The sequence below is a fragment of the Anaerolineae bacterium genome, from assembly GCA_025062375.1.
Lineage (GTDB): Bacteria > Chloroflexota > Anaerolineae > SpSt-600 > SpSt-600 > SpSt-600.
This window is the reverse complement of the sequence record JANXAG010000036.1, coordinates 1-19736: the sequence shown is the minus strand read 5'-3', so window position 1 is coordinate 19736 and position 19736 is coordinate 1. Positions and strand designations below refer to the sequence as shown.

The window sequence follows — 19736 nt, the reverse complement described above, 5'->3', positions numbered from 1 at the left end:
AAAATGAAAAGGAGAAGGCCGCAATCGCACCATAGTGGGATTGAAAGAATGCCCCGTCAGGCTCCACATGAGCCGCGATGCCGCCGCAATCGCACCATAGTGGGATTGAAAGAGTCGAGCTCCCAGTTGGGCCGGGCGATCAGGACTAGAGCCGCAATCGCACCATAGTGGGATTGAAAGGCTGGCGTCGTAGTAGGGATAGTGATGGGTTGGAAAGAGCCGCAATCGCACCATAGTGGGATTGAAAGCTGCTAATTTCTCTGCAATCTCATCAGCCGCAATGGCACCATAGTAGGATTGAAAGGGATATATTTAAACCCCTCTCTGAAATGGCCGGGGCTCTAAGGTGGTGGGTTGACAAAGGTTTTTTCTTTGACTATAATAATTCCGACTTTTTGCTCGGAATTTTCAAGATGAGGTTCTCCAGTAAAGAGCTCTACGGCCTAAAAGCAGTGGTGGAAATAGCCAGGCACTATCCCAAAGGGTTCGTCCCTTTGGCTTGGATCGCTCGCGTTAGAAAATTACCACTGCCTTATCTTGAACAGATAGTCCCCCTTCTCCGAAAAGCTGGCCTTGTGGAAAGCATAAGGGGGGCTAAGGGCGGTTACAGACTCGCAAAACCACCCGATGAGATTTCCGTCGGCGACGTTTTCAGAGCTCTGGAGGGAGCTGGTTTTTCCATCCCTTGCCCTGTAGCAGGAACAAGTTGTATCCTGATAAAAGGAGTATGTTGCTGCCCCCACGAGGAAGAATGCAGCACGAGGGAGCTATGGAGTAAAACACAGGCCCTCCTCTTTTCCCTCCTGGATAAAGTCACTATCGCCGAGCTCATTAAAAAGATACCAGCATCCTGTCCAAAAGAAGGAGGTATGCGGTGCGAGGAATAATCCGCAGGTTTCTGGAAACCCTAAAAGAAGATATAGCCACAGTTTACGCCAGAGACCCCGCCGCCCGAAATACGCTGGAGATTATCCTCTGCTATCCCGGGCTCCACGCCCTCTGGCTCCACCGCCTGGCTCATGCTCTGTGGAAACGAGGCCTCGTGACTATACCTCGCCTTATATCCCACATAAACCGTTTCCTGACCGGAATAGAAATCCACCCTGGAGCCAAAATAGGCCGACGCTTCTTCATAGATCACGGAGCAGGGGTGGTTATAGGGGAAACAGCTGAAATCGGCGATGATGTTCTTATGTATCAGGGAGCTGTCCTGGGAGGCGTTTCTACTGAGAAGACCAAGAGGCATCCCACCGTAGGAAACAATGTAGTCATAGGCGCCCACGCCGTAATCCTTGGACCCATAAATATAGGCGATAATTCAAGAATAGGAGCAGGCTCTGTAGTGGTAAAATCCGTCCCCCCAGGCTCTACCGTGGTGGGTGTGCCTGGAAGGGTGGTTAAAATCAACGGGCAACCTCAGCCCATTGACCTGCACCATGAACGCATCCCCGACCCCTTGGCTCAGGTGATGGAGGCTCTACTGGAGAGGATAGAAGCTCTGGAAGAAAGGGTGACTTATCTGGAAAAGAAAATAACAGAAGACCAGTTTGCTTTTGCCAATCCAAAAGGAGGACTGGAAAATGAGTGAGAGAAAGCGTATAGTTTACATGGACCATGCCGCTACAACTCCTGTGGACCCGAGAGTTCTTGAGGCTATGCTTCCGTATTTTAGCCAGAAGTTCGGGAATGCTTCCAGTATATATAGTTTGGGCAGAGAAGCACGCCAGGCAGTGGAAGAAGCTCGCCGCACTGTGGCCGAAATCCTCCACGCTAAACCGGAGGAGATAATTTTCACCAGTTGCGGTTCAGAAAGTGATAACTTGGCTATAAGAGGGGTAGCCTTCGCCCAGAGGCACAGAGGCAAGGGAAATCACATAATCACTTCCCCCATAGAGCACCACGCTGTCGGCCACACTGTGGAACAGCTTGAGAAATATTTCGGCTTTGAGGTCACTTATGTCCCTGTGGATAAATATGGAGTGGTAGACCCAGACGATGTGGGGCGAGCTATAAGGGATGATACTGTCCTCATAACCATCATGTATGCCAACAATGAGGTGGGAACTATTGAGCCTATCGCTGAAATTGGCAAAATAGCCCGCAAGAAAGGCATCCCCTTCCACACCGACGCCGTTCAGGCAGCTGGTGCTCTTAGTCTTAATGTGGACGAGCTTAATGTGGATCTTATGTCTCTTTCAGGCCACAAATTCTACGCCCCTAAGGGGATTGGAATTCTCTATGTTCGGAAAGGGACCCCACTTCTTCCAATGCAAACAGGGGGAGGGCACGAGCACAACCGCAGAGCTGGCACCGAAAATGTCCCCTACATCGTTGGGATCGCTACGGCTTTGAAGCTGGCTTACGAAGAATTTGAGTCTAACAATTCCCATGTAAAGCGCCTTAGGGATAAGCTTGTTCAGGGAATTCTGGAACGCATCCCCAATGCTTATCTTACAGGTCACCCAACAGATCGGCTTCCGAACAATGCCAGTTTCATCTTCAAGAACGCCGAAGGAGAATCGATCCTGCTGGGGCTCGATCTTAAGGGGGTGTGCGCCTCCAGTGGCTCGGCCTGCACCAGTGGCTCTCTGGAGCCAAGCCACGTCCTTCTGGCCATGGGCATACCACCCGAAGATGCCCACGGCTCTATAAGGCTCACCCTTGGCCGGGAAAATACCGATGAGGATGTGGAATACGTCCTGGAGGTCCTTCCACCTATAGTGCAGAGACTGAGGGAAATGAGTCCGTTCTCTTAAGGGGTAAAGGGAGAAATGCCACAGATTGCCCCAGATATAACCAAGCTTGTTGGACGAACGCCAATGGTGCGTATAAACAGGCTTATCGGGCCTGATGGGGCAGAGGTTCTGGCTAAACTGGAATTTTTCAACCCGGCAGGAAGCGTTAAGGACCGCATAGCTGTATCCATGGTAGAGGATGCCGAAGCCCGTGGCCTCATTAAACCAGGTGATACCATCATTGAACCCACCAGTGGGAACACGGGCATAGGCCTGGCAATGGTGGCAGCGGCTAAAGGCTATAGGCTCATCCTCACCATGCCTGAAAACATGTCAGAAGAAAGAAAAATCCTTCTGGCTCTTTTGGGAGCGGAGCTTATCCTTACCCCCGCCTCCGAGGGCATGGCTGGGGCGGTCCGCAAAGCCGAAGAACTGGCCCGGCTCCATGGCTACTTCATGCCCCAGCAATTCACCAATCCCGCCAACCCCGAGATCCACCGCCGCACTACTGCTTGGGAAATCCTGGAAGACACTGGTGGGAGATTGGACGCTTTCGTGGCAGGTGTAGGCACAGGGGGTACTATTACCGGGGTGGGCGAAGTCTTAAAAGAAAAAATCCCGGGGGTCAGGATTGTAGCTGTGGAGCCGGCTCGTTCTCCGGTCCTTTCAGGCGGCGAGCCTGGCCCTCACGGAATCCCAGGGATCGGAGCTGGTTTTATCCCTGGCGTTCTCAACCGTGAGGTCATAGATGAAATCGTAGTGGTTGAGGATGAGGATGCCCGGGAAACCATGCTAAGGCTTGCACGGGAAGAAGGGATACTGGCCGGGATTTCCTCTGGAGCGGCCATGTGGGCTGCTCTCCAGGTGGCCAGGCGTCTCGGTCCCGGCAAAAGGGTTGTGGTAATATTGCCCGATACTGGTGAACGATATCTGAGTCTTTTAAGATGAGCCTCCTTGAGTGAGCTCCCGAACCGAAGCCAAGCTTGAACTTCCAGGGCAAGGGCATAGCCACATGCTGCGTTCTGTTGCCATTCGCAAACAAAATCCGCCTTTTCAAATCCTCCCTTTTGTGGTATCATGCAAAAAACTCTGGGAGGAGAAATTTATGGATTTCACACTTTCTCCAGGCCTTAAAGCTGAGGTGCGGCGCAAAGTAACCCCTGAAATTACGGCACGCCACCTGGGAAGCGGCAATGTGGAAGTTCTGGCTACTCCTGCTATGATTGCCCTCATGGAGCAGGCAGCCGTTCAGGCAGTAGACCCCCTTCTACCCGAAGGCCAAAAAACCGTGGGGGTAGCTGTGGATATAAGGCACATAGCCCCTACACCGGTAGGGATGGAGGTCCGGGCTACGGCTGAGCTTTTAGAAATCGATGGCCGTAAGCTTCTGTTCAGGGTTGAGGCCTACGATGAGAAAGAGAAGGTGGGCGAGGGTTTTCACCGTAGAGTTATCGTTGACATTGAACAGTTCGCTGCCAGGATTTCAAACAAGGGAGGGAGCAAATGAGGAAACTATTTTTGTGCGTCCTCCTTCTGGCTACCCTGTTCGTGTTTTCCCTGCCTTCCTTTGCTCAGGGGAGATCGCTTTACTGGGAGCGTTTGGATGTATACATAACGGTGCTGCCCAATTCCGATATTCGGGTGGAAGAAGTATGGGAAGTGGTTTTCCAGGGAGGGCCTTTCCGTTTTGGCTACCGCAATATACCCATGAAAAGGCTCACGGACATAACTGAAGTTCAGGTGGAAGGAGATGGCCGCCTTTACAGCCTTTCGGACTCGGAGCGGCCTTTCACTTTCAAAACGTTCAAAGAAGAAGGCGACTTCATAATCAAGTGGTTTTTCCCTCCCATTTCCGATGAAAGGGCCTTTTTCCGGCTTTCTTACACCGTAAAAGGTGCTCTCCGCTTCTATAAAGGGGGAGATCAATTGTGGTGGGTGGCCGTGTTCCCCGACAGGAATTACCCTGTTAAAAGTTCCACTGTAACTGTCTACCTGCCAGCGGGGGCGAGAGCGGAAAAAATAGCTTCCTACGGCCCTTCAGCTGTGGGAGAAATATCCTCCGATGGGAAAGTTGTGACTTTTAAATCCCAGGAAACTATAGGGCCCGGTGAAAGCCTGGAGGTGCGAGTGCAATTTCCCCATGGTATTGTGACCGGAAGCCCTGCTCTCTGGCAGAGGCTTGAAGATATGCGCCCGGTCGCAAACCTGCTTCTGGGGGCAATGGGCCTTCTTCTGGCTGTGGGGGGAATAGTCCTGGTTATAGCTCTATGGTACTTTAGGGGAAGAGATGTGCCAGTGGGAGAGGTGGCCTCTTACCTCCCAGAACCCCCCTCAGATCTGCCGCCGGCTCTCGCAGGCACTTTGCTGGATGAACAGGCCGACCTTCAGGACATAATAGCTACGCTGGTGGATCTGGCTCGAAAAGGAGCTATTGAGATTGTGGAAAAAATAGGACCTCTGGGCAGCAGGACCATCACTTTCCGCTTGAAGGACCGAAACGTGGCCACCCACCCCTTTGAGGCCAGGCTCATTTCGGCCATATTCGGGTCCGATCGCACTGAACGAAGCCTTGGAGAACTCAAGGACCAGTTTTACATCCACATACCGGAATTGCAGAAGATCATCTATAATCAGGCAGTCAGGCAAAACTTATTCCCGGCTAATCCCCAGCGGGTCAGAACATATTACCAGTCTTTCGGGCTCAGCCTTATTGCTTTAGCCTTCATACTGGGCGTTTTTGTCCATTTTGCTTTCAACCCCCTGTTTGCTGCCTTTGAAACAGCAGTGTGTCCATTTATTGGCCTGGGGGTTACAGGGTTAGCTTTGATGTATATAAGTCGTTTCATGCCCCGTAAGACTCGCAAAGGCTCTCAGGAAGCGGCCCAGTGGCGTGCTTTCAAGCGCTATCTCCAAAACATTGAGAAATATACCAAGTTGACAGAAGCAAAATACATTTTTGAGCGTTACCTTCCCTACGCTATCGCCTTTGGTTTGGAGCGAAGCTGGATTTATAAGTTTGCGCAGGCTGATGCTCCGGCTCCTCCCTGGTATATCCCCGATTATGGCCATACAACCAGGCCCATAAGAGTTGGCCGTGCCGCTCCTATTCCTTCTTCAGAGGGGTTAGGACTTCCATCCCTGGAATCAGTATCCCAAGGCCTATTTTCCTCCCTCAATAGCATTTCAGACGGCCTCCTTTCAACCCTTGAAGCTGCTGCCTCCACTTTCACCAGTACCCCCTCTTCAAAGGGTGGCGGATGGAGTGGAGGAGGTGGCGGGGGTAGAGGCGGCGGTGGAGGCGGTGGCGGTGGATTCGGATAATTGAGGAGGAATCATGGTTGGAGCTGGCAAGCTCATCGGTATTATTCTAATCCTGGCTGGCATTCTGGTGGCTTTCTTGGCAGGCTCTTATCTTTTCGCAGGCTACGCCGAAGGGAGGCTCTCTTTCCCGGCAGCTATCCTGGGCCTTTCCATCGCCATCATTGCTGTGACGGTGCCCCTTGTGGGGGTGGGGGTTTTCCTCCTGGTGAAAGGGCGAATGGAGGAAGCTCAATTTGCCCGCCTGGAAAAAGAGCGCAAAATCCTGGATATGGTGCTCGCCCAAGGGAAAGTCCGCTTCGCCGATGTGGCCCTGACTTTGAACTTGCGCAGGGAAGAGGTAGAAGATCTGGTGCGCTCTTTGGTGGGGAAGAACCTCTTCAGTGGCGCTATAAACTGGCAGGATGGAATCCTTTACTCTAAAGAGGTTTCGCAGTTCAACCTTGACCGGAAGTGTCCCAACTGCGGTGGGCAGGTAGAAATAGCGGGCAAAGGTGTGATCAAATGCCCCTGGTGCGGGTCCGAGGTTTTCCTCCATCGCGATCTTTCGGCTTAAACCTGACCGGCGGCTGTCGGGCCTGTGCGATGTGTAAGAAATTTTCCCCGTTTATCCCCGCAGTGGTTGTACAGGGAAAAGGCCTGGCTAAATAGCGTTCACGAGGCTACGGCCAGTTATAAGAGCTGGATATAGCCAGCGGGAGAAGCATGCATACTTTTATTGGCGAAGTGGTGGAAATATTAGAAGAAGGAGAACGTAGGGCTAAGGTGAAGGTAGGTAGGGCTTTCGTAAAGGTTAGCGTTGAATTGTTGCCTGAAGTTAAAGTGGGTGATAAAATTCTTCTCTGTGCTGGAGTGGCTCTGGGGAAAATCTCTGCGGAGGTAGAAGATGTGCCTAGGAGTGCCAGGGAAAGTCCTCAGCATTGAAGAAAATCCGCTGGGCATAACTATAGGCAAGGTGAGCTTCGGAGGAATAGTCAAAGAAGTCTGCCTCGCTTATGTCCCCGACGTCCAGGTGGGGGATTATGTGGTGGTTCACGTAGGCTTTGCCATAAGCAAGATCGACGAGGAGCAAGCGAAATCTTTCTTTGAGTTTCTGGGACAAATAGAGCAGGAGCTGGAAGATAAGCCATGAAGTTTGTGGATGAGTACCGAAGGGAGGAAGATGCTCGTAAGCTGATCGCAGCTATCCACCGCCTGGTAACCAAGCCCTGGACTATAATGGAGGTCTGCGGAGGGCAGACCCACACTATTTTAAAATCCGGCATAGATCGTCTTCTTCCTCCTGAGGTCACAGTAGTGCATGGGCCAGGATGCCCAGTGTGTGTAACTCCTCTTGAGCTCATAGATAAGGCTATCGCCCTGGCTCGCATGCCCCGGATAATCTTCACTTCCTTCGGCGATATGCTTAGAGTTCCAGGGAGCGACGGAGACCTCCTGAGCGTCAAAGCACAAGGCGGAGATGTCCGGATGGTCTACTCCCCCCTTGATGCCCTGCGCCTGGCTCAGAAAAACCCCGAACGGGAAATAGTGTTCTTTGCGGTAGGTTTTGAGACCACAGCTCCGGCCAATGCTATGGCTATATGGCAGGCCAGACAGATGGGTTTAAAAAATTTCTCGGTCCTGTGCGCTCAGGTCAGGGTTCCACCGGCTATAGAGCTCATCCTCAACGATCCCCACAACAAGGTGCAGGGTTTTATTGCCGCTGGCCACGTCTGCACTGTTATGGGCTACTGGGAATATGAACCTATAGCCGAAAAATACCGGGTTCCCATCGTGGTCACAGGTTTTGAGCCTTTGGACCTTCTCCAGGGCATTTACATGGTCCTCAGGGCCCTGGAGGAGGGCCGATGGGGCGTAGAAAACCAGTATGTCCGTTCGGTCCGGAGGGAAGGTAACCTCCAGGCCCAGAGGCTTATGGGGGAGGTCTTTCAGATCTGCGACCGTCAGTGGCGGGGGATTGGCCTTGTGCGTGGTGGAGGGCTTTGTCTGAAGCCAGAGTTTTCCGAGTTTGATGCTGAAAGGCGATTTGGCCTCCAGGGAATAACGGTTTCCGAATCCCCCGTTTGCATTGCTGGCGATATACTCCAAGGGAAAAAGAAGCCTTACGATTGCCCTGCTTTCGGAAGAGATTGCACACCCGAGCACCCCCTGGGTGCTCCTATGGTTTCCTCCGAAGGAGCCTGCGCCGCCTATTATCAGTACGGGAGGGAGCGATGACCTTCCAGTGCCCAATCCCGATATCCGAGTATCCTACAGTCCTTCTGGCTCATGGAGGCGGGGGAAAACTCACCCACATGCTCATAGAGCGGATCTTTCTTCCAGCGTTTGCTAATCCCGCCCTGGAACCCCTCCACGATGGAGCAATCCTGGAGGTTGGTGGGGTGCGCCTTGCTTTCACTACCGATTCCTTTGTGGTTAGTCCCATTTTCTTCCCCGGTGGGGACATCGGCTGTCTGGCAGTTCATGGGACGGTAAATGACCTGGCTATGTGCGGAGCGAGGCCCCTGGCCCTTTCGGCTGGGTTCATTCTGGAAGAAGGGTTTCCCATGGAAGACCTGTGCCGGGTTGTAGAATCTATGAAGGAAGCCGCCAGCAGAGCCGGCGTTCCCATCGTCACCGGCGATACCAAAGTGGTAGATAGGGGCAAAGGTGATGGGGTTTTCATAAACACCACGGGTATAGGCTTGATTCCGCCTGGAATTCACATCTCCCCCAAAAGGGCAAGGCCCGGGGATTTAATCCTCATAAACGGCGCTATAGCAGTGCACGGAATCGCCATAATGTCGGTAAGGGAAGGGTTAGAATTTGAGACCACCCTCCTCAGCGATACAGCTCCTCTGCATGACCTTGTGGCCAGGATTTTGGAGGTAGGTGGGGATAGAGTCCATGTTCTCAGGGATCCCACGAGGGGGGGGCTGGCCAGCGCTCTTAATGAAATAGCCTCCAGAGCCAGGGTGGGTATACTTCTTGATGAAGCCTCTATCCCTATCTGGGAAGAGGTAAAAGGAGCTTGTGAAATCCTCGGGCTCGACCCTCTCTATGTGGCTAATGAGGGGAAATGCCTGGTTATTGTAGCACGGGATAAAGCGGAAGAGGTGCTGGAGGCCATGCGGGCTCATCCTTTGGGCCAGGAAGCGGCTATAATTGGGGAAGTGGTGGAAGAGCATCCAGGGCAGGTGATCCTGCGGAGCAGGATAGGGGGTATGAGGGTGGTGGACATGCTGAGCGGTGAGCAATTACCCCGCATATGCTGAAGGAGGACGATATGCCAGCGATGGATATCTCCGAACACGTCTGCATCCACTATGAGGAGGTAAACCCCCCAGGTTCCCCTCCGGTTCTCCTTCTCCACGGCCTTGGCTCCGCTGGGGCCGATTGGTTTTTCCAGTTTGAAGCTCTCTCCAGGGCTGGGTTTCGGGTCCTTGCACCGGATCTGAGGGGTTTTGGACGCTCCAGTGCTCCGCCCAAAATTACGGTGAAGGCCATGGCTGATGATATGGCTATCTTCCTCAAGAAGCTCAATGCTTATCCTGCCCACGTGGTGGGGATATCCATGGGTGGGGCAGTGGCCCTCCAGCTCGCTCTTGACCATAGGGATCTGGTTAGCAAACTGGTTCTGGTAAACACTTTTGCCCGGATGAGGTTCACAAGCCTGAGGGAAGTTTTATACCTTTTCACAAGGCTCTTGTTGATTTCCCTTTTGGGGCTTGAGAAGCAGGCCGAAATAGTGGCCAGGCGGGTTTTCCCCCACCCAGGCCAGGAAGCCCTCCGTAACAATCTGAGACAGCGCATCCTCCACACCAACCCTTATTCTTACCGTTCGGCTCTGAAATCCCTTCAGAAGTTTAATGTTTTTCCCCGGCTCAAGGAATTGAACATGCCTGTTCTGGTGGTCACAGGAGCCGAAGATACAACAGTCCACCCCAAAGTTCAGGAAGAGATGGCCAGGGCTATCCCAGGAGCCAAGCATATAATCGTGGAAGGAAGCGGGCATGGCATCATCGCTGACAATCCAGAGGCTTTCAACCGGATTTTGCTGGAATTTCTGAAAGGGTGAAGCTTTCCTGGCGGAAGGTCCAGAGGGAACTCACCGAAGGGGAGCATTTAGACAAAATAGAGGGAAAATTAACCGGCGAGGGCAGGAACTTGAAGCCAGGGTAGAGACCGTGAGGCGGGAGCTTTTCACCGTGTTTTTATCATAACAGCTGCTCGGGGAGCGAGGCCGATAAACTGTGACGGGTTGAACGGGATGGTGGAAATAGAGGGGCTTGCAAAGGCTTTTGGCCGGCGGGAAGTTTTAAGGGGAATTGACCTTGTAGTAAAACAAGGGGAATTCGTAATAATAATGGGCCCTAACGGGGCCGGGAAAACAACCCTCCTCCGGATAATCGCCACAATTATAAAACCCGATAGGGGCAGAATAAAAGTTTGTGGGTTCCAGCTGCCAGAGAAAGCCTCAGAGGCTCGTAGAAAAGTGGGCCTTTTAACCCACAGCCCCTTTCTCTACGATGAGCTTACGGCCAGGGAAAACCTGCTTTTTTATGCCAGTCTTTTTTCAGTGCCAGAGCCGGAAAGACGCTCGGAGGAACTCCTCAGCCTGGTAGGGCTTGAAGATAGGAAAGAGGAAAGAGTGCGAACTTTTTCCCGCGGGATGCTCCAGAGGCTTGCCATCGCTCGTGCTCTCCTCCATGACCCCCAGCTCCTTCTTTTGGATGAGCCTTTTACTGGCCTGGACCAGAAAGCCGCTGAGGTGCTTCTGGATTTACTAAAGAGGCTTCCTATGGAAAAGCGCACGGTTATAATGACCACCCATCAGGTAGATGAAGTGCTCGCTTTAGCCCACAGAGTTCTTATCCTCCATAAAGGCTGGTTTGTAATGGAAGTGCCCGGCGGAGAACTTGAAGTGGAAAGCTTCCGGAAGAAGTATATTGAGGTGATATCCAGTTAACAAAAAGGGCGGGCACAGAGCCCGCCCTGGTGTTCCCCCCTTTTCATCCTTTAGAATGCATAAACCTTATCCAGCTCCTCATCTGGCACATCCCAGACCACATTGTGAGGAGGAAGTGGCTCATACTTCATGAATTCAGGAATGCGGTCATGGGCTTTGGTGAAGCCGGCGGCCTCGTTGAAGAGCCTCTCCTTCTTCAGGATGTCAAGCCCATATTTGACAACGTCATCGGCTGTCCAGCTGGTGCCCAGGACGCCGTTGCACTCCTCAATGAGCCCTTCAAAACCGCTGGGAATATCCAGGATGGCGAAAGCGATGAAGAGGCAGTGGCCTGTAGAGTCAATGAAAGCGGTAGTGGCCTGGAAGTTGCGGGAAAGCTCTCCTTTCTTCACATCCCTCGGGTCCACTTTGCCACCCACGCTGAGGATCTCCGGTGCGATGGTGTAGCCGGCGGTGTGGTCAGCGCCCATCGTGGAGGTGGCGTAGGTAACGCCGATGCCCTTTACGGCTCGTGGCTCATAAGCGGGCATGTTCTGGCCCTTCACGCCGGGAACACGATGCCAGCCGAAAGCCCTGCCGGTGAAGGCGGCACCGTTGCCAATGATCCGGCCCAAGGGAGTTCCCTTACGTACATCCTCATCCAGCAAGCGGATAGCTCCCTGCCAGTCGCCGAAGGGCAGGAGACCAGCGTCCATAGCTACTCCAATTGTGCCACCGGTCTCAATAGTGTCAAGGCCCAGGTCGTTACAGAGCCAGGTCAGTTTGGCAATGGCGTCCAGGTTGTCAATGCCGCAGTTGGCCCCTACCGCCCAGGTGGTCTCGTACTCAACACAGGAGACGATTTCCTTACCCTCTTCATCGTAATAAGTGTTGGAGCACTGGATCACACAGCCGGGGTGGCATGCGTGGTTGTAGAGCTCCTTGCCCAGGCGCTTCTTATTGGTCTCAAAGATGGCTTCGCCGGAAGTGGCAGCGGCACCCTCAAAGCGGCCCTCCCGGAAGTTGCGGGTGGGGTAAGCTCCTGCTTCGTTTATGATGTTAACCAGGACGGCAGTACCGTAGGTGTTCAGAGCGCCCTTGGGCTTGGTAATATCGTGGGTGCGGAGAGCTTCCAGGAGTTTCTTCCGGCCCTGCTCAAAGAGCTCGGGGTTGGCGATTTCTACACCGGGGCCTCCTTCGTCATCCACAACGATGAACTTTACCCCTTTAGCGCCCAGCGCAGCACCAGCACCACCGCGGCCAGCGTAGCGGCTTGGCCTCCTCTCAATGTCGTTGAAGCAAACTCCGGCCATAGCCATTCTCATTTCGCCGGCCACCCCTATTCCCATGATGCTGACTTTGCGGCCGAAGCGCTCAAAAAGCTTGGGGTAAACCTCGTAGAGGCCCTTGCCCAAATATTCGTCAGCGGGCTCAAACTTGACGCCGTCCTTGGAGATGTGGATGAGCCAGAATTTCCCGGGCTCCTTCGGATAACCCTCAATAATCACCCCCCTTATTCCCAGGCGAGCAAGGCGTTGAGGCCAGTCGGAACCGGCATTGGTCTCTTTTATAGTACCCGTAAGGGGGGATTTAGTTCCTACGGAAACCCTACCGCTTGTAGGAGCATTGGTCCCAGTGACAATTCCCGGGGCCAGAACTATTTTGTTATTGGGACCAAGGGGGTGACAGGTAGGGTCAACTTCGTCGCAGATTATCGCCGTGGTCAAAGCTCTTCCCGCCAGATACTTATATTTTTCGGGTAAATCTTCGAACCTGGCGGAAAGGTCTGTCATGTTTATCCTCAGCAGCTTTGCCATTTCTCTAACCTCCGTCGGTTTTGGGGAACACCGAATAATATTATAAACTACAGCGCGAATAATGGCAAATTCAACATCGCGATAAGGACCCACAAAAGTGTGGCTGCAAGCAACTCCGAACCCTTGAGAGCACGAAGGGGATAAGTTTCCCGCGGACAAAGCTTCAAACATCTCGGGGGTTTTTGACTTTCGAAAACCTTAATGCTAAACTAACTTTGGTTTAAATTCGGGGAGGTTGGGCTATGTCGGCCATGGAACATGTCCGCTACCTGGCAGAAAACATCGGCCCGAGGGGCTCCACTACTGAGAAGGAGATCGAGGCTGCCCATTACGCCTTCAAAGTCTTAGCCCAGGAAGGTTTAAATCCGGCCCTTGAACCTTTTTCAAGCGCCCGATCTGCCTGGCATCCCTATGCTCTTTTCTCCTTCCTCGCTCTGCTCAGTGAAATCCTTTTCTTCGCAATAGAACGATGGGGAGCTTTAATCGCTTTTGTTCTGACGTTCATTTCTCTTATTTCTGTCCTTCTGGAATTGACTTTCAGGCCTAGTCCCCTACGCCTTTTACTTCCCAGAGGTCGGAGCCAGAACGTTGTGGCACGAATACCTCCGAAAGGCGAGGTTCGGGAAAAAGTGGTCTTGATGGGACACCTTGATACCCACCGAACACCTCTGGTTTTTTCTTCGGAGCGCTGGCTCAAACTGTTCACAGTCCTCGTGCCTCTCGGCCTGATCTCGGCTCTGGCCCTTACCGGGCTCTTCCTGGCTGGAACCTTTTTTCCTCTCCCCGCCCTTAAATTTGCCTCCCTTCCTTTCGCTCTTATAATTTTGGGCATATTCCTCATCACGCTCCAGGCTGATTTCACCCCTTATACTCCCGGGGCCAATGATAATGCCAGCGGCGCCGGAATAGTCCTGAATATTGCCAGCAGGCTGGCCAGATCGCCCCTGGAAAGAACTGAAGTATGGGTGGTGCTTTCAGGATGCGAAGAAGTGGGGTGTTACGGTGCGGAAGCCTTTGCCAGAGCCCACAAAAAGGAGCTGGGCAGAGCTATATGGCTGGTCCTGGATAGTGTAGGAGGGAAGGGAGCTGGTCCCGTTTACATTGTAAAAGAAACTTTCCTTTTGACCTCTCGCAGCGACCGGGAACTTCTGGCTTTAGCCGATAAAATCGCCTCATCCTATCCAGAACTTGGAGCTTATTCCAAATCTTTCCGGGGAGCCTATACTGAGGGGGCTATTGGGGTAAAGCACGGCTTTCGTGTTCTCACCCTTGTGGGCCTCAGGAGAGACGGGATACTTCCCGGCTGGCATCGCCCAGCGGACACTGTGGAGAATTTGGATCCAGAGGTGCTGGAAAAAACCGAGAAGTTCGTTTGGGAACTCCTGAGGGAAATAGATGTTCGCGCTTCTGGTGCCCCGCGATCCTGACGAAGGGGCGGTGCTGGCTCTGGCCCTCCAGAGGGCCGACTTCATGGTCATCCAGGCCAGAGACCTGGGAAAAGCTCTCAAGTCTTGGCTTGAAAGACCCGCCGATCTCATCCTCCTTGTCCCTCCAGAAGGCGATCCCCTCCCTTATGTCCGGCAGATACGTTCAGAAACGGGCGTTCCCCTTGTCCTAATCCTTGACCCAATAAGCGAAAGCCTCCACTGTGCCCTTCTGGAAGCTGGAGCCGATCTGGTCATCATCAGGCCTTTCAGCATTCCTGTTCTCATTGCGCAGTTGAAAGCCCTCGTGCGTCGGGCTTCCGGTGCGGTACCCCAGAAGACTCCCCTCTGGAGCACAGCTGGCCTGACTCTTGACCCCATCAGCAGAACTGTTGAGGTTGAGGGGAAAGCTCCAGTTCGCCTTACCCACCTGGAATTCCGCCTCCTTTACGCCCTTATGCTCCATAAAGGCCAGGTTTTACCTGTGGAAACCATAGTGGAAAGGGTCTGGGGATACACCGGAAGGGGGGATAAAGACCTGGTAAGGGGGCTCATAAGCAGACTGAGGGCAAAAATAGAGCCCGACCCCCATCGCCCCCGCTACATTCACACCATTCCAGGGGTGGGCTATTCCTTCAGCCCTTCCGAGTGAGGATGTGCAAAAATTCGCACACCATCGGCCAATTTTCAACGGCTTTGATACCAATTTTAAACGTTTTTTCCACATTACCATGCTATCATCACACTCTGATTAAAATTCACCGTCAGGAGGTAAAAATGCCTGCAGCTTTCTGTCCAAACTGCGACGAAGAAATTACCATTCAAGCCCCTCGTCTGGGGCAGATCGTGGTCTGTCCGAGCTGCGGAACAGAGCTTGAGGTGGTGAGTGTCAAACCTTTGGAACTGGACTTCCTCTTTGAAGAAGAGGAAGAATGGGAAGAAGAGTGGGAAGAAGAGGAGGAGGGAGGAGATGAGGAGGGATATTGAGGAGCCCCCAGGACGTAGGAGGCCCCCTCATCCCTGGGAGGAGGTGCCTCTTGAGAAGTGGAACGATTGGCGATGGCAACTTACCCATCGCCTGCGGACAAAAGAAGACTTTTCCAAGGTTATTAATCTTACCCCTGAAGAGGAAGAAGCCCTCTCAGCCCCAACCCGCCTAAGGGTTGATATAACCCCTTATTTAGCAAGCCTTATAGACCCTGATGACCCAAACTGCCCTATAAGGCGTCAGGTTGTTCCCACCGTAAGGGAATTCTTCATCTCCCCTGAGGAAATGGAAGATCCCCTGGCTGAAGATTCCCATTCCCCGGTTCCTGGCCTCGTCCACCGCTACCCTGACAGAGTCCTGATGCTGGTTACCACCCAGTGCGCCAGCTACTGCCGTTACTGTACCCGAAGCCGCGTGGTGGGCAACCCCAAAACTCAATTTTCCCTTTCCGATTACGAACGCCAGATTGCCTACATAGCCGCAACGCCCCAGGTCAGAGATGTGCTTATCTCCGGGGGCGACCCGTTAATCCTGCCTCAGCACATATTGGAAATGCTTCTCAAAAAGTTAAGGGCAATCCCCCACGTAGAAATAATCCGCATCGGGACAAGAATTCCTGTTTTCCTACCCCAGCGCATTACCGAAGAGTTGGTGGAAATGCTCCGCCGCTACCATCCTCTGTGGATGAACATCCACTTCAACCATCCCCGGGAAATTACCCCCGAGGTAGAAAGGGCTCTTGCTCTCCTGGCTGATGCCGGGATTCCTCTGGGGAGCCAGTCTGTGCTTTTGGCAGGGATTAACGATTGCCCCAACATAATCCTGGCCCTCGTCCGCAAACTCCTCAAGAACCGGGTCCGGCCCTATTACCTCTACCAGTGTGACCTTGTCCCTGGTACTTCCCACTTCCGCACACCAATAGCGAAAGGCATTGAGATTATGGAAGCCTTGAGGGGCCACACTTCTGGCTTTGCAATTCCCTCTTACGTGATTGACTTGCCCGGAGGGGGTGGGAAAGTGCCCGTCTCGCCCAATTACCTACTGAGCATGTCAGAAAGCAAAGTGGTGCTCCGCAATTACGAAGGCTTCATAGGCACCTATACCCAACCTTCTTCCTACAAGCCTCACGACCCCAAAACCTGTGCCTTTTGTCAGGGGGCAGAGGAACGAGGCCAGGAAGGGGTGGCAGGACTTTTGGCCGGAAAAAAGAGCTTTCTGGCTCCCCAGGGCTGGGAAGAAGTTCACCGCCGCCAGCTGGAAATCCTCATTCAATCCAGAAGTATAGAGGTGGAAGGATGAGGAGGCTCAGGGTTGCCCTTCTCTTCAATCTGAAACAAAATGTTCCCCTCCCCCCCGATGCCCCTCCTGATGCCTTAGCTGAATACGATACCGAAGAGACGGTGGAAGCTCTGATTGAAGCCCTGCAGGCTGGGGGTCACGAAGTTATACCCCTGGAGGGGGATGTCACCCTGCTTGATACCATCCGCCAGGCCAGGCCTGATATATGCTTCAACATATGCGAAGGCCACAGGGGAGACGCCCGGGAATCCCAGGTTCCAGCCCTTCTGGAAATGCTGGGAATACCCTACACAGGCTCTAAAATTCTGGCCCACGCTCTTTCACTGGATAAAGCTATGGCCAAAAGGGTTTGGAGGGATTGTGGCCTCCCCACAGCCCCTTTCCAGGTCTTTGTGCGGGGAGATGAACCCCTTGACTCATCCCTGCGCTTCCCCCTTTTTGCCAAACCCTCCCGGGAAGGTTCGGGGATGGGGATCAGCAAGCGCTCCATCCTTCACGATGAGAAAGAGCTGAGAGAGCAAGTTCAATGGCTCATAAAGACCTACCGCCAGCCAGCTCTGGTGGAGGAGTATCTCCCAGGCCGCGAATTCACCGTGGGCCTCTTGGGCAACACCTTACCCCCGGGAGTCAAGCCCCCCTCGGATTTCTACGATGAAAGAGGTTTTCACGTTTTCCCACCGATGGAAGTGGATCTAAGCCCTGTAGCGGAGGCTGGGGGTCTCTACACCAGTCAGGTGAAAACCGAAATGCCCTTAGCTCCACGCTACTTGTGTCCGGCCCCCATTGACCGGGAGCTGGAGCAAGAGCTTAAAAGGCTGGCGGTGGCGGCCTTTGAGGCCATAGGAGCCCTTGACCTGGCCAGGGTTGACATACGCCTGGGCTCCGATGGAAAACCATACCTTATGGAGATAAACACATTGCCTGGCCTCAACCCCCACTACAGCGACCTGGTCATTGTGGCCAGGGCGGATGGAGTCTCGTACCAGCGCCTTATAAATGAAATCTTAAATTTGGCTCTGAGAAGATATGGCCTTGCCTGAGGAGGAGAGATGGAGGCCGGGAAAGTGCTCGTCCTTTACAACTACAGCCCAACCTTGATTAAAGGTGAGCCAAAAGACATACTGGCCGAACGGGGGGTAATAGCTTGTGCCCGGGCTGTGGCTGAAGCCTTGAGGGAAGCTGGTTATACGGTGGAAATTGTGGCCTTCAGCACCGACATAGAGGCTGCCCTCGCCCCTTATCCCCCGCGAGAGTGGATTGTCTTCAACCTTGGGGAAGGCCTTGAAGGTCGTCTCTTTGAAGAAGCTCGCATAGCCTGGGCTCTGGAGGCTATGGGATACCGCTTCACTGGTTCCCCGGGCGAAGCTATTGCTCGTTCAACCCACAAAGCCAAAGCCAAAATCATCCTGGCCAGGGCAGGTGTGCCAACTCCGCCCTGGAAACTCCTGCGAGATCCTGCCGAAGTGGACGGGTGGCAGCTTGATGGCCCCGTGATTGTTAAACCCGTTTCAGAGGACGCCAGCATAGGCATTGGGCCAGAAGCAGTGATCACCAGCCCATCGCAACTTAAAGAAAGGGTCTTCTACATCCTGAGCCGCTACCGTCAGGCAGCCCTGGCCGAAAAATTCATTGCTGGGCGTGAGTTCAACGTCTCTCTCTGGGGAAGTGAACCCGAAGTTCTCCCCCTGGCAGAAGTAGATTTCAGCGCTTTCGCTAATCCTCTGGAAAGAATTGTGTCATTTGCAGCCAAGTGGGAACCAGATTCGTTTGAATACAAAAACACCCCTGTTCTCTGTCCTGCTCCAGTGGATCCTGAACTGAAGGCGAAGATTGAAGATGTAGCCAGAAAAGCGTGGCATGCCATAGGCTGCCGGGGTTACGCCAGGGTTGATATGAGGGTTGATCAGGAAGGCAACCCTTACGTTGTGGAAGTAAACTGCAATCCCGACCTTTCTCCTGATGCAGGGTTTTACAGAGCGGCCAGAGCTGCTGGCTATACCTACTCTGAAATGGTGGTGCGCATCTTGCGTATGGCTATGGAAGACCTGTGAAAGAAAACACCGGGATCCGCGCGGATTGTTGTAAACCTTTGCATCCCCTCCCCTTGGTGCTATAATATATTACGAACTTCGCGATGAGGAGGTGAAGGTGTGATCCCGGTAACTGCTCTCAGAAGAGGGGTGGTAATAAACCTGGACGGTGAAATTTACAGAGTCCTTGAATACCAGCACCACAAGCCTGGGCGAGGCAATGCCTTCATAAGGACCAAGCTCCGCAACCTCAGGACCGGCGCTATCATAGATCGCACTTTCCTTTCAGGCGATGAAGTCCAGGAAGTGAAGCTGGAAAACCGAACTGTTCAATACCTTTACAAGGACGATGATTTCTACTACTTCATGGACCTGGAGACTTACGAGCAGCCTGCAGTGAAAGCCGAAGCTCTCGGGGATGCCGTCAAGTATCTTGTGGAAGGGATGACCCTTGAGCTTTCTTTTTACGAAAATGAACCTATTGAAGTAGAACTTCCGGTTACAGTAGACCTCAGGGTTGTGGAGACAGAGCCAGGAGTGCGGGGTGATACAGCCCAGGGTGCGACTAAGCCTGCCAAACTGGAAACAGGCCTCGTAATTCAGGTTCCTCTTTTCATTAACGTTGGAGACGTAGTCAGGGTTGACACCCGCACTGGCGAGTATGTGACAAGAGTTTGATGCCTTTAAGATTTCTCTGGGATTTTATCAATCGGCCCGTAACGGGCGTGTTTTTACTTTTACTTTCCGCTATTGTTTTCCTCCTCTCTTCCCTTGCCCCGCTCGCCCCCAGGATCATTGCTGGGTTATGGCTCATTTACCTGACAGTCCGCCTCGCTGAAGAAGCCGCTTGCTGGGTTCAAACGCGCCGCCTTTCCCCTCGGGAATTGCTGGAAAAAAAAGAGGATTTCTGCAGTGTAATAGTTTCCTTGACCCCGGAAGAGGCTGTAGCCAAAATTCCTTCCGCCTTCGCTTCACCTTTTTGGAGAGCAAGGGTTTACCGGGAGAGAACTCGCTTTTACTTTGAGGTCTCCGGGATCATTTCCATCCAGTTTTTAAAATTGCTTCTATATAGCGGAGCCCTCACCGCAGTTGTGGGCTTTCTATTTGCCCCTATTACTGACAAAGCGGTTCAATCCCTTCTTGTCCCGGGTGATACCCTTAGCCTTGACGATAGCGGGATTTCCTTCCGGCTTGAGGC

At 53.0% G+C, this 19736-nt stretch carries 21 protein-coding genes, 1 pseudogene and 1 CRISPR repeat array; of the genes and pseudogenes, 21 read left to right on the top strand and 1 reads right to left on the bottom strand.

The window, feature by feature from the left end:
* Positions 1 to 17: 17 nt before the first annotated feature.
* Positions 18 to 304: a CRISPR direct-repeat array (repeat unit 30 nt; unit sequence GCCGCAATCGCACCATAGTGGGATTGAAAG).
* Between the two features lie 25 nt (positions 305 to 329).
* The 13 genes from NZ653_08575 to ccmA all read left to right on the top strand — a co-directional run bounded on the left by NZ653_08575 (position 330) and on the right by ccmA (position 11001).
* On the top strand, positions 330 to 887 hold the full coding sequence (locus NZ653_08575) for an Rrf2 family transcriptional regulator (protein MCS7287173.1): 558 nt from the start codon (positions 330 to 332) through the stop codon (positions 885 to 887).
* Complete coding sequence (cysE, locus tag NZ653_08570) at positions 875 to 1588, top strand: serine O-acetyltransferase (GenBank protein MCS7287172.1); 714 nt, start codon at positions 875 to 877, stop codon at positions 1586 to 1588. The genes NZ653_08575 and cysE overlap by 13 nt, the downstream gene beginning before the upstream one ends.
* On the top strand, positions 1581 to 2756 hold the full coding sequence (nifS, locus tag NZ653_08565) for a cysteine desulfurase NifS (protein MCS7287171.1): 1176 nt from the start codon (positions 1581 to 1583) through the stop codon (positions 2754 to 2756). Before cysE ends, nifS begins: the two co-directional genes overlap by 8 nt.
* Positions 2757 to 2771: 15 nt before the next feature.
* Positions 2772 to 3683 carry a cysteine synthase A gene (gene cysK, locus NZ653_08560; protein ID MCS7287170.1) on the top strand — a complete coding sequence of 304 codons (912 nt, stop codon included), beginning with the start codon at positions 2772 to 2774 and terminating at the stop codon, positions 3681 to 3683.
* 157 nt (positions 3684 to 3840) lie between these two features.
* On the top strand, positions 3841 to 4242 hold the full coding sequence (locus tag NZ653_08555; GenBank protein ID MCS7287169.1) for a thioesterase family protein: 402 nt from the start codon (positions 3841 to 3843) through the stop codon (positions 4240 to 4242).
* Complete coding sequence (locus NZ653_08550; protein ID MCS7287168.1) at positions 4239 to 6056, top strand: DUF2207 domain-containing protein; 1818 nt, start codon at positions 4239 to 4241, stop codon at positions 6054 to 6056. Before NZ653_08555 ends, NZ653_08550 begins: the two co-directional genes overlap by 4 nt.
* A 13-nt stretch (positions 6057 to 6069) precedes the next feature.
* Positions 6070 to 6609, top strand: a complete 540-nt coding sequence (locus NZ653_08545; protein ID MCS7287167.1) for a hypothetical protein — start codon at positions 6070 to 6072, stop codon at positions 6607 to 6609.
* 149 nt (positions 6610 to 6758) lie between these two features.
* Entirely contained in the window at positions 6759 to 6977 is a 219-nt protein-coding gene (locus NZ653_08540) for a HypC/HybG/HupF family hydrogenase formation chaperone (GenBank protein MCS7287166.1), read from the top strand.
* Positions 6940 to 7185 (top strand): HypC/HybG/HupF family hydrogenase formation chaperone, encoded by a 246-nt coding sequence (locus NZ653_08535; GenBank protein MCS7287165.1) that lies wholly within the window; start codon positions 6940 to 6942, stop codon positions 7183 to 7185. Before NZ653_08540 ends, NZ653_08535 begins: the two co-directional genes overlap by 38 nt.
* Positions 7182 to 8270: a hydrogenase formation protein HypD gene (gene hypD, locus NZ653_08530; protein ID MCS7287164.1), complete on the top strand. Its 1089-nt coding sequence runs from the start codon at positions 7182 to 7184 to the stop codon at positions 8268 to 8270. Before NZ653_08535 ends, hypD begins: the two co-directional genes overlap by 4 nt.
* Positions 8267 to 9307, top strand: coding sequence for a hydrogenase expression/formation protein HypE (hypE, locus tag NZ653_08525; protein MCS7287163.1), 1041 nt, complete (start codon positions 8267 to 8269; stop codon positions 9305 to 9307). The genes hypD and hypE overlap by 4 nt, the downstream gene beginning before the upstream one ends.
* An 11-nt stretch (positions 9308 to 9318) precedes the next feature.
* Entirely contained in the window at positions 9319 to 10110 is a 792-nt protein-coding gene (locus NZ653_08520; GenBank protein MCS7287162.1) for an alpha/beta hydrolase, read from the top strand.
* A gap of 192 nt (positions 10111 to 10302) precedes the next feature.
* Positions 10303 to 11001, top strand: a complete 699-nt coding sequence (gene ccmA, locus NZ653_08515) for a heme ABC exporter ATP-binding protein CcmA (protein ID MCS7287161.1) — start codon at positions 10303 to 10305, stop codon at positions 10999 to 11001.
* Between the two features lie 50 nt (positions 11002 to 11051).
* Here ccmA and NZ653_08510 read toward each other — a convergent pair whose 3' ends face one another.
* Positions 11052 to 12797 carry an aldehyde ferredoxin oxidoreductase gene (locus NZ653_08510; protein ID MCS7287160.1) on the bottom strand — a complete coding sequence of 582 codons (1746 nt, stop codon included), beginning with the start codon at positions 12795 to 12797 and terminating at the stop codon, positions 11052 to 11054.
* 242 nt (positions 12798 to 13039) lie between these two features.
* On the opposite strand from NZ653_08510, the gene NZ653_08505 reads away from it, so the two are divergent.
* From NZ653_08505 to NZ653_08470, 8 genes and pseudogenes are all read left to right on the top strand, one after another.
* Positions 13040 to 14224, top strand: coding sequence for a M28 family metallopeptidase (locus NZ653_08505; protein ID MCS7287159.1), 1185 nt, complete (start codon positions 13040 to 13042; stop codon positions 14222 to 14224).
* A complete protein-coding gene (locus tag NZ653_08500) occupies positions 14193 to 14873 on the top strand; it encodes a response regulator transcription factor (GenBank protein ID MCS7287158.1) in 681 nt (226 codons plus the stop codon). Before NZ653_08505 ends, NZ653_08500 begins: the two co-directional genes overlap by 32 nt.
* A 125-nt stretch (positions 14874 to 14998) precedes the next feature.
* Positions 14999 to 15163: pseudogene (lysW, locus tag NZ653_08495) on the top strand (lysine biosynthesis protein LysW).
* Between the two features lie 28 nt (positions 15164 to 15191).
* The gene (ablA, locus tag NZ653_08490) at positions 15192 to 16508 is read left to right on the top strand and encodes a lysine 2,3-aminomutase (GenBank protein MCS7287157.1); all 1317 of its coding nucleotides are present in this window, start codon (positions 15192 to 15194) and stop codon (positions 16506 to 16508) included.
* Positions 16505 to 17548 carry a hypothetical protein gene (locus tag NZ653_08485; GenBank protein MCS7287156.1) on the top strand — a complete coding sequence of 348 codons (1044 nt, stop codon included), beginning with the start codon at positions 16505 to 16507 and terminating at the stop codon, positions 17546 to 17548. The genes ablA and NZ653_08485 overlap by 4 nt, the downstream gene beginning before the upstream one ends.
* Positions 17549 to 17557: 9 nt before the next feature.
* The gene (locus tag NZ653_08480) at positions 17558 to 18559 is read left to right on the top strand and encodes an ATP-grasp domain-containing protein (GenBank protein MCS7287155.1); all 1002 of its coding nucleotides are present in this window, start codon (positions 17558 to 17560) and stop codon (positions 18557 to 18559) included.
* Positions 18560 to 18658: 99 nt separating this feature from the next.
* Positions 18659 to 19216, top strand: a complete 558-nt coding sequence (gene efp, locus NZ653_08475) for an elongation factor P (protein ID MCS7287154.1) — start codon at positions 18659 to 18661, stop codon at positions 19214 to 19216.
* Positions 19216 to 19736 (top strand): hypothetical protein (locus NZ653_08470; protein MCS7287153.1); only part of this gene is annotated, 521 nt, incomplete at its 3' end. The genes efp and NZ653_08470, both read left to right, overlap by 1 nt.